A 13,332-nucleotide genomic window follows, 5' to 3' on the forward strand; every position below is an offset into this window, starting at 1 on the left:
TTTGTCTCCCTTTTTTATAACGCCGTTCCTTTTTTAGGCACAAAAAAGTGCTCCATATTTGCTTTTTCAAGTGTGAGCAGCTGTACCTTTTTGTTAATGCCACCCGCATAGCCAGTCAGGCTGCCACTTGATCCAACTACGCGGTGGCAGGGTATAATGAGCGAGATGGAATTATGCCCAACAGCACCGCCAACGGCCTGCGCAGACATATTCTCAAGTCCACGTTCCTTTGCAACTTTATCTGCAATTTCACCGTATGTCATAGTGTGACCGTAGGGAATACCCAACATGATTTTCCACACAGATTTTCTAAAGTCCGAACATTTCATCAAAAGCGGAGGAGTAAAATCAGGAATCCCACCGCTAAAATAAATATCGAGCCATCGTTTTGTTTCTTCAAAAACCGGGAGTTCTTTTACTTCATATTGCTTTGCAAGGGAATCGGCAAAATATTTCTGGTCATCAAACCACAAGCCCAGCAGGGCTTTGCCATCACTGCCTAAAGTGATTCCGCCCAGAGGTGAATCGTAATGAATTGTATAATCCATATCTGTTATCCTTTCTACTGTTTTTTTGGTGCATAGTCCTTCATTTCCGGAATAGCTCCGCCGGCAACCGCCCAAAAGTATAAGCTCGCAACACTGCAATAAGGGCTGAAACGCTGTCGGTACTTTTGAAAACGCTCCCTGCTGATTTCTTTATGATGATAGGCCATACGAATACCACGTAAAATAGCGAGATCTCCATAGCTGAATACATCCGGCCGTTGAAGACAAAAAAGTAAAATCATTTCGGACGTCCAAACACCGATTCCTTAACACTATGGGGATGATGTCACGCTGGAGAGCCTGGCGCAAAGCGCCAATGTCAGCAAATCCGAATGTATTCGCTGCTTCAAACTCAGTATGCAAATCACACCTTATAAATATCTGATGGAATATCGTCTTTCGAGAGCAGCATTGCTGTTGAGACAGACGAATGAGTCCGTAGGAAACATTGCTTCCAATGTTGGATTTCATCAAATGAGCCGGTTTGGAAAATGCTTCAAAGAAAAAACCGGCTGCACACCGAAAGAATATCGAAATGCAGCCAAAAATAATTAACATTATTATGCTTAAGCCTCATCAATCGCCTTCCCAATATCATGCCTCATATACTTATTCCCAAACTCGATCCACTCCGTTGCCTTATATGCGTTCTCCCTGGCTTCCTTGAGCGTAGCCCCCTTGGCCGTCACTCCCAGCACCCGTCCGCCGTTGGTCACAATATTGCCCTCGGCGTCAAACTTGCTCCCTGCATGGAACACATAATAGCCGTCCTTGTCCTTAAAGTTCTCAAACCCGGTCATCTTGTATCCCTTTTCGTAGTGCTCCGGATATCCGGCGGACGCCAGGACCACGCATACGGCCGCATTGTCCTCAAACTCCAGCTCCACCTGATCCAGCGTGCCGTCCACACATGCCTCGAACACGTCCATGATGTCGTTCTTCATCCTGGGCAGCACCACCTGGGTTTCGGGATCACCGAACCTGGCGTTGTATTCCAACACCTTGGGGCCCTGCTCCGTGAGCATCAGCCCAAAGAAAATGATCCCCTGAAACTCCCGTCCCTCTGCCCTCATGGCATCCACTGTGGGCTGGTAGATATAGTTCCTGCAAAAAGAATCCACTTCCTCCGTATAGAAGGGGCTTGGGGAAAATGTTCCCATGCCGCCCGTATTCAGGCCCTGGTCGCCGTCCTTTGCCCGCTTGTGGTCCTGGGCGGATGTCATGATCTTGATGGTTTTTCCGTCCACAAAGGAGAGCACGGACACCTCCCGGCCTGTCATAAATTCCTCCACCACGATCCGGTCACCTGCAGAGCCGAACTGCTTATCCAGCATCAGGGTCTTGACGCCGTCTTTTGCCTCTTCCCTGGTATTGCATATCAATACGCCCTTTCCCAGCGCAAGGCCGTCCGCTTTGAGCACAATGGGCATTGGCGCATGTTCAATGTAAGCAAGGGCTTCCTCAGGGGAGTCAAATGTCTCGTATCCGGCCGTGGGAATATTGTATTTTTTCATCAGGTCCTTGGAAAACGCCTTGGATCCCTCCAGGATGGCCGCATTTTTCCTTGGCCCGAACGCCCTGATCCCGGCTGCTTCAAATGCATCCACCGCCCCTGCTGCCAGCGGGTCGTCAGGACCCACGATTACCAGATCGATCCCATGTTCCTTTGCAAATGCAACCTGGGCGTCAAAGTCCATCACGCCTATATCCACACACTCCGCCACCTGGGCGATCCCCGCATTGCCGGGAGCACAGTACAGCTTCTCTACCCTGGGACTTTGTACCGCCTTCCACGCAATGGCATGTTCACGTCCGCCGCCGCCTACTATCAACACCTTCATACTATGTCCTCCTTTTACCCTTGGTGTACTATCTTAATAACCCTAAAAGGGCGGAACCCCCGCGGGGCCCCTCCCTGTCTTTGCTTTTATATCAGATGATTTGCAATCATATGGATAGCCTTGGGAAGGATCACCCATTCCGCTTCTTCCATCACCCGCCGCTGAAGCATTTCCGGCGTATCGCCGGCCTGCACTTCCACTGCCTTCTGGAGGATGATAGGGCCGGTATCCATACCGCTGTCCACAAAATGCACCGTGGCCCCGGTCACCTTCACGCCGCGCTTTAAAGCCGCCTCGTGAACCTTCAGGCCGTAATACCCTTTTCCGCAAAAGGAAGGGATCAGGGACGGATGGATGTTGATGATCTTTCCCTCGTACTTCCTTGTCATGGCTTCCGGGATCGCTACCAAGAAACCGGCCAGAACGATCAGGTCCAGATCGTATTCATCCACCTTTGCGAGAAATGCTTCGTTGAACCCATCCCTTGTCTCATAGCTCTTTGGGGAAATGCACACGGCCTCAATGCCATGGTTCTTTGCCCGTTCCAGAGCGTAGGCGCCGGGATTGTTGCTGATCACCACCCGGATCTGCGCATTGGTAATGGCTCCGTTGTCCACTGCATCCAGTATTGCCTGAAGATTGGTGCCGCCGCCCGACACCATCACACCCACATTCAGCATAAGGCCACGCCCTTCTCTCCGCTCTCAACGGAACCTACCACATAGGGCGCCTCGCCGGCCGCCCTGATGGCTTCCATGGTCTTATCCACGTCATCGGGATGCACGGCCAGGATCATTCCCAGTCCCATATTATAGGTATTGTACATCATCTTTTCTTCAATCTGTCCCTTCTTTGCCAGCAGGCCGAAGATGGGAGGAATGGGGTAGCTGTCCTTTTTGATCACTGCCCGGACCCCGTCCTTCAACATACGCGGGACATTCTCATAGAAACCGCCGCCCGTGATATGGCTGCACGCCTTGATGGTCACGCCCGCATCCTTGACGCTTCGCAGCGCCTTCACATAGATCTTGGTGGGAGCGATCAGGGCCTCACCAAGGGTGGTTCCCAGTTCCTCATAATAGGTGTTCAGCCCCTGGGATGTCATTTCCTTTTCAAATACTTTGCGAACCAGTGAGAAACCGTTGGAGTGCACACCGGAGGATGCCATACCGATCAGTACATCCCCTGACGCCAGGTTCTCACCTGTTATCAGATCCTTCTTATCTACAATACCCACCGCAAAACCGGCCAGGTCGTACTCGTCCTCGGGATAAAATCCGGGCATCTCTGCGGTCTCACCGCCAATAAGGGCTGATCCAGACTGGTTACATCCGTCCGCCACGCCTTTTACAATGGTTGCGATCTTTTCCGGAACATTTTTGCCGCAGGCAATATAATCCAGGAAAAACAGCGGCTCACCGCCTGCGCATGCAACATCATTGACGCACATGGCCACACAGTCAATCCCCACTGTGTCATGCTTGTCCATGAGAAATGCCAGCTTCAGCTTGGTGCCCACACCGTCCGTGCCTGAAAGCAGGGTTGGCTCCTCCATCCCCTTAAAGGCGGCCATGGAAAATGCTCCTGAAAATCCGCCGATTCCCCCTAACACTTCAGGGCGCATGGTTCCTTTTACATATTCCTTCATCAGTTCAACCGACTTATATCCCGCCTCAATATCAACTCCGGCCTTCTTGTAATCCATCATTGTATTATCATCCTCCGCATTATTTAGACCTGGTCCCAACTCCCGGACCCTTATTTCATCTGTGCCAGATATTCCTTGTAGCCAATGGACTCCAGTTTCTCAGATTTTGTTACAACATCATTTTTCAGGCCCTCTGAATACTCCTTCAGTCTGCCAAGCAAAGCCCCATCTGAGGTTGCCAGGATCTTGGCAGCCAGAATGCCTGCATTGGCTCCGCCGTTGATTGCCACGGTTGCCACCGGGATACCGCTTGGCATCTGAACAATGGAGTACAGGGAATCCACGCCGCCCAGATCAGAGGTCTTCATGGGAATACCGATCACCGGCATGGGGAAAATAGCAGCACACATACCCGGAAGATGGGCAGCCTTGCCCGCACCGGCAATGATCACCTTAAAGCCCTTTTCCTCAGCTGCCTTTGCCCAGTCAAAGAAAATGTCCGGTTCCCTGTGAGCGGAAATGATCGTCATCTCATAATCGATCCCCAGCTTGTCAAGGATCTCCGCCGCCTTTGCCATAACCGGCATATCAGAGTCGCTTCCCATTACAATTCCTACTTTTGCCATTGTTCAATCTCCTTTTCCAAATTCATTACCACAGAGGATAATTATTATTAGTTATTCTTATAGATATCTTTTTACGCTTGCCATTTACTTATAACTATAATACTAGGAAATATTTGAGTAGTCAATATAATTCTTGAAATTTTCCTATATAGAACAGAAAAATGCCCAAACCACGTGTAAAGGACAGAAAAAGGGCAGGTACCTGTCTGGCCCCTGCCTTTTCAGCTAAAATGATTAAATCAAAATTTAAAACTCCAGTGCAATAAACGGTTTATTGGTCTGTGATGCGCATACCGTGGTGGTAATGGCCAGAACCTTCTCTTCCTTATATACAAAGGTATCCCAAGTAAGTACATTTCCCTGGTCTTCTATGTTCAAAGATGTGATATCCATATCTTCCGTGATCTGTGTATTAATGAATATCTTAAGGTGGGTTGGCTTATCCTGGAAATATTTACAGACATAATCGTGCAGAAAGATCTTCTCAAGGGCCTCGCAGTCAAAGGTATGATTGCTGCATACAGAAAGCGGTATATAACTGTAATCCAGTTCATTGGTCTGACCGTCCACGCAGACACAGCGTACGACTTTATACACATAGGAATCCTGCTCCAGATTCAGTTTTGCGCACAGCACCGGACCTGCCTGTATGATCCCATGCTCAATCAGTTTGTGCGGCTTGTTGGAAAAATACTCAAAGGGAGCGATCTTTATACCGCTGGCAAAAGCAATGGACTGCCTGCCCGCGCCCTTTTCAGGTGACAGGACAAAGGTTCCTTTTCCCTGAATCCGTTCCACCACCCTGCTGCTTGCCAGTTCCTTGATGGCCGCGTTCACCGTGATCCGGCTCACATCGAACTGTCTGGAAAGTTCTGCTTCCGATGGAATCCTGTCCCCTACGGTAAACACACCATCCTGGATCTTCTGCAGGATATAATTCTGTATCTGAACATATTTTGGAACATACGAATTATTTTCTTCAGTTATCATTTACTACCCCTCTCTCCCTATCTTTCCTTTTATTCAGACACTGGAAAATGCCAAGGTGTTATGTCACCACACCATCAACGACATTATAGCATGGCTTTCTTTATAGGGCAATTATATTTTTTTACCGATCCTGCTGCTGTAAACGAAAACCATCAGTGATGCGGCTGCTATCAATGCACCCCCTATCATTGATGTGAATTTGACCGGCTCCCCTAAAACAATGAGTCCAAAGAGGAGACTAAACAGGATCCCGGAGTAATTATAGATGCTGATCTCGGAAGCCGGAGCATACCGGTACGCATAGGTAATAAACGCCTGTCCCAGGGAACCGAACACTCCGATCAGGATCAGAAACAGGAGCTGTGACAGGCTGGGCACTACAAAATTACCGATCATAAACGGCAGGGAGCCCACTACGCTGAAGGTGGAAAAGTGCATGATGATCGTCATAGCGTCCACCTTATCCTTCAGATATCCCAGCAGCGTATAGGCGATCCCCGATGTGAGGGCTGACAAAAGCGCCATTACAAGGGGCAGGGGATTTGACTGGAAACTGGGCCGGAACACAATACTCGCCCCAAGAACAGACAGGGCCAGGGCGGGCACCTGTATGGGCAGCATCTTTTCTTTCATAAAGACCACTGCCAGAAGGGTCACAAAAATGGGCGACAGCTTGTTCAGTATGGTCACATCCCCCTGCGCCGCATGGCTGGACGCATAAAACAGGGTGACAAGGCCGAGGAAACCGGAAACGGAACGTCCAAACAGACCCACCTGATATTTCCGTTCCCCAAAATAGGATCCCCCATTGCGATGGATCATATAACATGCGGCAATCAGGATAAACAGATTGCGCATAAAGATCTGTTCCATGGTGGGAATCTCCCTGGTCAGGCGCACCACTACCTGCATGGCTGCAAAGGATAGAGCCGACAGTATCATATATATGATTCCTTTTTGTTTCTGTGTTACAGGCATAGTTTCCTCCATATGAATGATCCTTGATCTGAGCTTAGAGTGATAGATTGCACCCATTTTCACAATGGATGTCCTGAACAGTTACGATATATTTAATATGTCATTCTTTTCAAATATTATGTCTTTTTCGGTTATGACCTGATTAAAAATAAGGATATACATATTCCTCCTGCGGTTTCTCAGCCGCCTCAATACTCTGAGCCTTTAGTAACAGGGAGCCGCCGTCTTCTGTAACTCCCAATATTCCCCTTACAACCACCCAATCCCCATCCTGAAGGTCCAGGTCTCCATTGCAGTCCACCAGAAATCCCAGGGGACTTAAGTCAGCTGAGCAGCACCACATGGAAAGGCGGACCAGGGCAAAACCGCATTTTTCATCCATATCCGGAGCCCGGTAAACAAACCCTTTCATCACAACAGTGTATCCAATATAAGTTTCATAGAAACTGCCCAGTTCATAGATCCATGTATAATAATCCTCATCCCCAATGGTTATGGTCTTTGTTTCTTTATCCAGTCCCTTCAGATCATACCATGGCCTTTCATCCTCACCATTGTCTTCTCTTTCATCCTCATTTTTGTTCCCGTTTTCATTGCCTGAAAGCACTTTGGAAATGCCGGAACTGCCATAATCTTGGGCAATGCCTCTCCCCTCAGAAGCAGGCAAAGGCATCGCCAGCATCAGGATGGGAATGAGCATCACAAAAGAACGTGACAGGCTGATCCGGTACCGGGGTGTGGGTAAATATCTGGCCTGCATACCTGCCCACAGAAACAGCAGAAGAGAAAAACCGTAAAGGTAAGGCTTCATCTTAGGTGTCACATAGTTTAAATACCTGCCCGAATAGGTGAGGCAAAACAGCAGGATGCCAAGGAGCAGGCAGCAGACACATTCCGCCAATGCCTGGAGGTCAAGCCCTTTTCCTCTCAAATCCATATGGGCACTCCTCCCTTTTGGCACGCCATAAACAGGGCCGTCACCAGAAAGCACACAAGGAATGTGGTGAAAAGCAGCCGCACCACAAATCCGGGCCGGCAGCCGGACCGCAGCATGGCGGCATTTTTTATATCCATCATCGGGCCAAATACTAAAAATCCAAGGATTGCTCCCATGGGCAGATTTCCGGCCATGCTCCCGGCCACCACCGCATCGGAGGAGGAACAGAGGGAAAGTACAAAAGCCATTCCCATCATCAAAAGAAGGGCGATCCATGGATCCGTCCCTTCCCCTGCCCGCAGTCCTCCTGGGACCATCTTCTGAAACAGTGAGGATACAAAAATCCCTATGAGAAGGAACTTACCCACTGAAAAAAATTCATTCTGCCCATGCCGGATCACCAGTCCGAGGCGTGACTGCCCTGTTCCCTTCCATGCAGGTATGCGGTAATCCACGCAGCCCGCCTGTACAGGCACGGGATCTTCACACAGACAGTCCCCTGGCGTCCTGATCAGAAAGGTCAGTCCGCAGAGTACGGCACACACGATCCCCAGGACGCACCTGGCCGCAACGATCCGGTAATTCCCGTTAAACGCATACCAGGTGGACAGGATCACCACCGGATTGATGACAGGGGATACCAGCATAAATGTAACCGCAGCAGGCAGGGGAACCCCCTTTTTTACCAGACCCTTAAAAACAGGTATGGATGCGCAGTCGCAGACCGGAAGGCAGAATCCGGCAGCCACTGCAAAAAGCTGGCCGGCCAGAACTGTTTTCGGGAACGTTCTCCGTATCCATGATGGCTGCACATATACCTGGATCAGGGATGAGAGAAGGGCGCCCAGGGCAAGAAAAGGGGCTGCCTGCAAAAACACTCCAAGAAATGTGCTTACAAACCGTCCCGCCGGAAAATCCAGTCCATTCAGCCCGGAACATATCCCTCCATAGATTCCTGCGGCAGCCGCTGCGGTCAAAAACCAGAAGCATGGTGGAATGGGGGATCTGAACATTTCCGAGACAAAACTGTCCCATTTTCTTTGGTGGAATACCTTTATGCCGGGATTACAGCCGGACAGGATGCCGGTCATCCTCCCCATATGGCGGCGTCCCCTGCGGCTGATAAAGGCACAGTCGCTTGCCCCTATCTGTGAAAATGCAGCCGCACCCGCATTTGGAATTCCAGTTGTAAGACCGCTTTCCTGTGTCACGTAGACCACTTTCTTGATATGTATGGCTGTTTTGGCAGTAAACTGCAGGAACATTTCTTCCAGTTTATGAAAATGTTCCATACCGTTCCACTCCATAAGGATCAGATCAGGCCCCTGGCCGGGACCGCGCTGTTTCAGACAGTTCCGTATGGAGTTAACGATAAAAAAGGGGCTTTGCTCCAGCCGGCCTTTTGAAAAAACCAATTTTTCCACTCGGCCGGCCTGTTTTCCCCGTGTATGCGACCTGCTTCCGGTCAGCTGCGGGGCGCATGTTACTTCTCCTGATTCAAACTGGATCACCAGAAGATCCAGCCCATCCAATTCCCGTTCAATCAGCTGATTGATCAGTGTTGTCTTTCCCGAATCCAGCAGACCGGTTATGACCCATACAGGTATCCCCATCCTTTTCCTCCTCGCTGAATAATGTCCGTATCTGCCGTTCGTCCAGTCCTGTGCCGATAAAGCATATCTGGTTTCCGGCCGCACTTGTGGGTTCAATGCTCAGGCTTCCCGGAATAAAATGAAAGACCAGACCGCTGTTCTCCCCAGGCACGATCCCCTTCCCCCGCAGGATCTCACCGTCCGCATGCTTCACCACATGGAGTACCTTTTTCCCCAGCTGCTCCTCAGTAAGGGGCGGCTCCCACCTTAGTGTGACGGAGGAAAAAACATCCCTGGCAAAATAGCGGCGGACAAAGTTCATTTTCTGCCCACCCTCCCCGCACGCATTCCGCCGGATACGCACGGGCCTTATTGCCACGGCCTCCTCCATCTCCATCTTGATCACATTACTGTTTCGCGGACCGAACCGGAACACGGACAAGGGGATGGAATCCCAGAAATCCGCTTCTATCCTGATCTCGGGGCTGATCCTTTGTATTTTCTCCTCTATGGCTCTGATCCGATCCGGACACTCCTCCTGATGGCTCAGAAGGACCAGGTCTGCGTAGATGATCTGATCTTCAAAAAATTCACCGTAGTTTCTAAGATATTTATCAAAGGTCCGGATATCCACCACCGTGATTGTTTTCCGAATGTGAAGCCTGCCTTTGTCCTCCTGCCGGAAGCAGATCTTAAGTATGTCAGAGAGTCTGCCCACGCCCGAGGGCTCCACCAGGATCACATCCGGCGAGTAATCTTTTAAGATCCCATTCAGGGCCGCCGCAAAGTCTCCTGTAAGGCTGCAGCAGATACAGCCTGCACTTAAACTGGTCACATTCAGGTCATATTCCCGAAGGAGCCCGGCATCGATCCCTGTTTCCCCAAAGTCATTTTCAATCACCATAACCGCCTTGTTCCTGAATACGGAACGGACCATGGTCTTAATCAGCGTTGTCTTTCCGGATCCCAAAAACCCGGATATAATATAGATATCAGTCATATAAACTCCATTCTTCCGCCCTGGGGCATATTTGAACATGCTTTCCTTTAGCTGCAACTTTTTCTCAGAAGACGTTTTACGGACAGCACCAGGACCAGGCAGACCACTCCCACCAGCACAATGGCGCTTCCCGGTTTTAACCCCAGATAATACGCGGCAAACAGCCCTATTACCATAAAAACAACATTCAGTACAACAGCGCACAAAAGTGTCTGGCGGTAGTTTCTCCCCAATTCCATGGCACATGCCACGGGCACCACCATCATGGAGGAAACAATGAGGGCACCCACGGTTCTGGCAGCAACGGAAATGGTCAGTGCAGTGAGGATCGTAAACAGGAAATTCACGGTCTTCACAGGCACTCCTGCCAGTCTGGCCCCCTGCTCATCCAGGGAAACATAGAATAATTCCTTGTAAAAAAGCAAAAACACCAGCAGGACCGCAGCGCTGACTCCCATCACCAGGTATAACTCCCCATCGCCGACCGCCACAATGCTGCCAAACAGAAAGCTGTTAAAATTAGCGGCATTTTTTACAAATCCAGATAATATGCCTGCCAGGCCAATCCCTGCGGACATAATGACGGCAATGGACATTTCTGAAAATACCGGCAGCTTTCTGCGGACCGCCTCTATGCCAAAGGCAGCGATCACACAGGCGGCAGCGGCAGCCACCACGGGATTCACTCCCAGGATCAGCCCTGCAGCCACCCCTGCAAGAGAACAGTGGGATAAGGCATCTCCTATCATGGACAGGCGCTTGCATACGATCACGATCCCAATACAGGGGATCACCGCGGCCAATAAGATCCCAACCATAAAGGCCCTGTGCATAAACGCATAATTAAATATTTCCATCTTTGTTTTCCTCCCGGCCTTCCTCCATACGTTTGACCCGTCCATCCTCCAAGAGCCACAGATCATCCGCATACGGCAGGATCCCTTTCCGGTCATGGGTGACCATCAGGACCGCCGCCTGCTCTTCCCTGTTGATCTTTCTCAACAGCAGGTAAAAGTCAGCTGTGCTTTTCTCATCCATACCGGATGTAGGTTCATCTAATATCAGCAAGCGCGGCCGGTTTACCAGAGCCCTTGCCAAAAGGACCTTCTGTCTCTGGCCCCCGGACAGCCGTCCGATCAGCTCTTTTCCGTACTCTTCCATTCCAATCTGTGCCAGGGCCTGGCGCACCTTTTCTTTTTCCTTTTTTCCTGCAAACCGGAATCTTCCGATCTGAGAGTACAGGTTGGCCTGGACGATCTCATTTACGGAAACGGGAAATCTGTAATAGGACGCCATGCCGCCCTGGGGAACATAGCTCACTTCCCGCCAGTTGTGAAACTGCCTTACATCCTGCCCCAGGATCTCTATCCGCCCCTGGGCGCTGTCCGGAAAAAGTTCTCCCAGAGCCAGCTTCAAAAGCGTGCTTTTTCCAGCCCCGTTCCGGCCCAGCAGTACCGCAAACCTTCCCTGTGGAATGGCAATATTTATCTCATGCAACACCCGGACGCTTCCATAAGAGAAGCTGAGCCCCCTGACTGTCATGGCATCCATGTTCTTACTCCTTTATCCTGTTTCTTTTTCTGTTACATTACCTGTTATATTACCTGTTGCCTGACCTGTCGTTTACTCCCATGCTGCCTTTAGCTGCTCCAGATTATCCTCCATCACGGAAAAATAATCCGCTCCTGCTTTCAGTTCCTCATCGCTGAGACCTTCCAGGGGATTTAAAACCCGTACAGAAACGCCTGTTTCCTTTGCAATGGCTTCAGCGACCTTGGGGCTTGCCAGTTCCTCAAAGAAAATGGATCTCACACCCCTCTCTTTTATAAAATCAATCACCTGTGCCATCCTGGACGGATTTGGCTCGGAATCCGGGGACAGGCCTTCAACTCCCACCTGGTTTAAACCGTAGGCATCGCATAGGTAGCCAAATGCTTCATGGGATACCACAATATCCTTGTTTTCCAGTCCGGACAGGTTCTCCCTGAACTTCAGGTCCAGTTCATCCAGTCCGGCGGCATAAGTCTCATAGTTTGCCTCGTAGGTTTCCTGATGCTCCGGGTCCGCCTCTATGAACGCATCCCTGATGTGTTCCATCTCTACTTTGGCATTCATGGGGTTGAGCCACACATGGGGATCATATGTCCCCCTCTCATGCCCCTCTCTAAGAACAATATCTTTGGATGCTTCCACTGAGATCAGCTTTTTATTTTCCAGGCCTGCAAGCACATCCTCAGCCCAGTGCTCCATTCCCGCCCCGCTGTAAATAAACAGGTCCGCTTCCTCCAGGTTTTTAATGTCGCTGACCGCCGGTTCCCAGTCATGGGGTTCCGTACCGGCCGGAACCATATTGGTGACCTCCGCCCGTTCACCGCCAATTTTTGCCGCAAAATCATACATGGGGTAAAAACTTGCCATCACCTTTATTTTCTTCCCGTTCTCCTCCTGTGCCTTTGTTTCGGCGGTTGGTTCTGCCTGTTTGTCTGAAGCGGCGGCCAAACCGGCACAGCCGGACAGCATGAGTACCAGGGCCAGAGCCGGCACAGCCAGCGGGCCCATTATCCGATTTCTCATTTTCTTCATGATTTGATTCTCCCAACTGTATTTGAATATATGATAAAATAAACTTTATCTCTGCCCCAGGGACAGACTAAAAATGGGTGCACAAAAACAAGACAGCCTCCTGTCCCCATTCCCTCTCAGACACCTGATGGTCCGTCCCCATGGGGGCAGACCGGTTACCGGGAGGTATTAAGTCATGGAATCCTGTCCTGGTGCCAAATACATTCAATTATCTAAACGGATTTTTAAGCTGACCAAAGAAACCGGGCGCAGATAAAGTCCGGTCCTATAAGAAATCAAGAATTTTTGTACCACAATATTTGCAAAAATAACAGCAGTTCCCCCGCCTGCGGCTTCCGACAGCAGACGCAGTGTGGATGCGCAGGCTTCCATCTCTGCGCAGATATAACATCCCTCACCGGTACACTGGTGTTTTGCATGTGTGGCAATAAAGAAAACGGAGAGAAACAGCACTGCAGTCAGAAGGATTGCTGTGAGCAATGCATAAATCTGTTTGTTTTTTCTGAACTGAGCCATTTTCTCTCCTCCTTTCCCGGTTCTAATTTGGAAATTAAAATCATTTTCATATTATAACAGTTTTTTTATCCTG

Annotated in this window: 16 protein-coding genes; 1 reads left to right on the forward strand and 15 read right to left on the reverse strand. The window is 50.0% G+C overall.

Annotated features, from left to right (window positions below):
- Window positions 1-14 precede the first annotated feature (14 nt).
- Window positions 15-548 (reverse strand): methylated-DNA--[protein]-cysteine S-methyltransferase, encoded by a 534-nt coding sequence (locus ABID13_RS14785; RefSeq protein ID WP_007859427.1) that lies wholly within the window; start codon window positions 546-548, stop codon window positions 15-17.
- A 14-nt stretch (window positions 549-562) separates the two neighbouring features.
- The gene (locus tag ABID13_RS14790) at window positions 563-790 is read right to left on the reverse strand and encodes a DNA glycosylase family protein (protein WP_330376805.1); all 228 of its coding nucleotides are present in this window, start codon (window positions 788-790) and stop codon (window positions 563-565) included.
- A 58-nt stretch (window positions 791-848) separates the two neighbouring features.
- On the opposite strand from ABID13_RS14790, the gene ABID13_RS14795 reads away from it, so the two are divergent.
- Window positions 849-1,103 (forward strand): helix-turn-helix domain-containing protein, encoded by a 255-nt coding sequence (locus ABID13_RS14795; protein ID WP_227161654.1) that lies wholly within the window; start codon window positions 849-851, stop codon window positions 1,101-1,103.
- An 11-nt stretch (window positions 1,104-1,114) separates the two neighbouring features.
- On the opposite strand, the gene purD is transcribed toward ABID13_RS14795, so the two are convergent.
- The 13 genes from purD to ABID13_RS14860 form a co-directional block, all read right to left on the reverse strand.
- Entirely contained in the window at window positions 1,115-2,389 is a 1,275-nt protein-coding gene (gene purD / locus ABID13_RS14800) for a phosphoribosylamine--glycine ligase (RefSeq protein ID WP_048930882.1), read from the reverse strand.
- 86 nt (window positions 2,390-2,475) lie between these two features.
- On the reverse strand, window positions 2,476-3,069 hold the full coding sequence (gene purN, locus ABID13_RS14805; protein WP_007859431.1) for a phosphoribosylglycinamide formyltransferase: 594 nt from the start codon (window positions 3,067-3,069) through the stop codon (window positions 2,476-2,478).
- The gene (gene purM / locus ABID13_RS14810) at window positions 3,063-4,097 is read right to left on the reverse strand and encodes a phosphoribosylformylglycinamidine cyclo-ligase (RefSeq protein ID WP_007859434.1); all 1,035 of its coding nucleotides are present in this window, start codon (window positions 4,095-4,097) and stop codon (window positions 3,063-3,065) included. The genes purN and purM overlap by 7 nt, the downstream gene beginning before the upstream one ends.
- Window positions 4,098-4,147: 50 nt before the next feature.
- Complete coding sequence (purE, locus tag ABID13_RS14815) at window positions 4,148-4,663, reverse strand: 5-(carboxyamino)imidazole ribonucleotide mutase (RefSeq protein WP_007859436.1); 516 nt, start codon at window positions 4,661-4,663, stop codon at window positions 4,148-4,150.
- Between the two features lie 246 nt (window positions 4,664-4,909).
- Window positions 4,910-5,653 carry a GntR family transcriptional regulator gene (locus tag ABID13_RS14820; protein WP_007859439.1) on the reverse strand — a complete coding sequence of 248 codons (744 nt, stop codon included), beginning with the start codon at window positions 5,651-5,653 and terminating at the stop codon, window positions 4,910-4,912.
- Between the two features lie 111 nt (window positions 5,654-5,764).
- Complete coding sequence (locus ABID13_RS14825; protein WP_007859441.1) at window positions 5,765-6,631, reverse strand: DMT family transporter; 867 nt, start codon at window positions 6,629-6,631, stop codon at window positions 5,765-5,767.
- A gap of 142 nt (window positions 6,632-6,773) precedes the next feature.
- Window positions 6,774-7,568 carry a TIGR03943 family putative permease subunit gene (locus ABID13_RS14830; protein WP_007859443.1) on the reverse strand — a complete coding sequence of 265 codons (795 nt, stop codon included), beginning with the start codon at window positions 7,566-7,568 and terminating at the stop codon, window positions 6,774-6,776.
- The gene (locus ABID13_RS14835) at window positions 7,559-9,181 is read right to left on the reverse strand and encodes a permease (RefSeq protein WP_045091854.1); all 1,623 of its coding nucleotides are present in this window, start codon (window positions 9,179-9,181) and stop codon (window positions 7,559-7,561) included. The genes ABID13_RS14830 and ABID13_RS14835 overlap by 10 nt, the downstream gene beginning before the upstream one ends.
- Window positions 9,108-10,160 (reverse strand): CobW family GTP-binding protein, encoded by a 1,053-nt coding sequence (locus ABID13_RS14840; protein WP_048930916.1) that lies wholly within the window; start codon window positions 10,158-10,160, stop codon window positions 9,108-9,110. The genes ABID13_RS14835 and ABID13_RS14840 overlap by 74 nt, the downstream gene beginning before the upstream one ends.
- Window positions 10,161-10,207: 47 nt before the next feature.
- Entirely contained in the window at window positions 10,208-11,017 is an 810-nt protein-coding gene (locus tag ABID13_RS14845) for a metal ABC transporter permease (RefSeq protein WP_048930881.1), read from the reverse strand.
- Window positions 11,004-11,711, reverse strand: coding sequence for a metal ABC transporter ATP-binding protein (locus ABID13_RS14850; protein WP_048930880.1), 708 nt, complete (start codon window positions 11,709-11,711; stop codon window positions 11,004-11,006). The genes ABID13_RS14845 and ABID13_RS14850 overlap by 14 nt, the downstream gene beginning before the upstream one ends.
- Before the next feature lie 72 nt (window positions 11,712-11,783).
- Window positions 11,784-12,743 carry a metal ABC transporter substrate-binding protein gene (locus ABID13_RS14855; protein WP_007859450.1) on the reverse strand — a complete coding sequence of 320 codons (960 nt, stop codon included), beginning with the start codon at window positions 12,741-12,743 and terminating at the stop codon, window positions 11,784-11,786.
- Window positions 12,744-12,947: 204 nt separating this feature from the next.
- Entirely contained in the window at window positions 12,948-13,259 is a 312-nt protein-coding gene (locus ABID13_RS14860; protein WP_007859451.1) for a hypothetical protein, read from the reverse strand.
- Window positions 13,260-13,332: the final 73 nt, after the last annotated feature.

The sequence above is a fragment of the Enterocloster citroniae genome, assembly GCF_040545455.1.
GTDB classification, from domain to species: domain Bacteria; phylum Bacillota; class Clostridia; order Lachnospirales; family Lachnospiraceae; genus Enterocloster; species Enterocloster citroniae.

Coding starts and splice junctions, on each gene's coding strand:
- ABID13_RS14785 (WP_007859427.1), bottom strand. CDS start 548: ATGGATTATACAATTCATTACGATTCACCTCTGGGCGGAATCACTTTA.
- ABID13_RS14790 (WP_330376805.1), bottom strand. CDS start 790: ATGATTTTACTTTTTTGTCTTCAACGGCCGGATGTATTCAGCTATGGA.
- purD (WP_048930882.1), bottom strand. CDS start 2,389: ATGAAGGTGTTGATAGTAGGCGGCGGCGGACGTGAACATGCCATTGCG.
- purN (WP_007859431.1), bottom strand. CDS start 3,069: ATGCTGAATGTGGGTGTGATGGTGTCGGGCGGCGGCACCAATCTTCAG.
- purM (WP_007859434.1), bottom strand. CDS start 4,097: ATGATGGATTACAAGAAGGCCGGAGTTGATATTGAGGCGGGATATAAG.
- purE (WP_007859436.1), bottom strand. CDS start 4,663: ATGGCAAAAGTAGGAATTGTAATGGGAAGCGACTCTGATATGCCGGTT.
- ABID13_RS14820 (WP_007859439.1), bottom strand. CDS start 5,653: ATGATAACTGAAGAAAATAATTCGTATGTTCCAAAATATGTTCAGATA.
- ABID13_RS14825 (WP_007859441.1), bottom strand. CDS start 6,631: ATGCCTGTAACACAGAAACAAAAAGGAATCATATATATGATACTGTCG.
- ABID13_RS14830 (WP_007859443.1), bottom strand. CDS start 7,568: ATGGATTTGAGAGGAAAAGGGCTTGACCTCCAGGCATTGGCGGAATGT.
- ABID13_RS14835 (WP_045091854.1), bottom strand. CDS start 9,181: ATGGGGATACCTGTATGGGTCATAACCGGTCTGCTGGATTCGGGAAAG.
- ABID13_RS14840 (WP_048930916.1), bottom strand. CDS start 10,160: ATGACTGATATCTATATTATATCCGGGTTTTTGGGATCCGGAAAGACA.
- ABID13_RS14845 (WP_048930881.1), bottom strand. CDS start 11,017: ATGGAAATATTTAATTATGCGTTTATGCACAGGGCCTTTATGGTTGGG.
- ABID13_RS14850 (WP_048930880.1), bottom strand. CDS start 11,711: ATGGATGCCATGACAGTCAGGGGGCTCAGCTTCTCTTATGGAAGCGTC.
- ABID13_RS14855 (WP_007859450.1), bottom strand. CDS start 12,743: ATGAAGAAAATGAGAAATCGGATAATGGGCCCGCTGGCTGTGCCGGCT.
- ABID13_RS14860 (WP_007859451.1), bottom strand. CDS start 13,259: ATGGCTCAGTTCAGAAAAAACAAACAGATTTATGCATTGCTCACAGCA.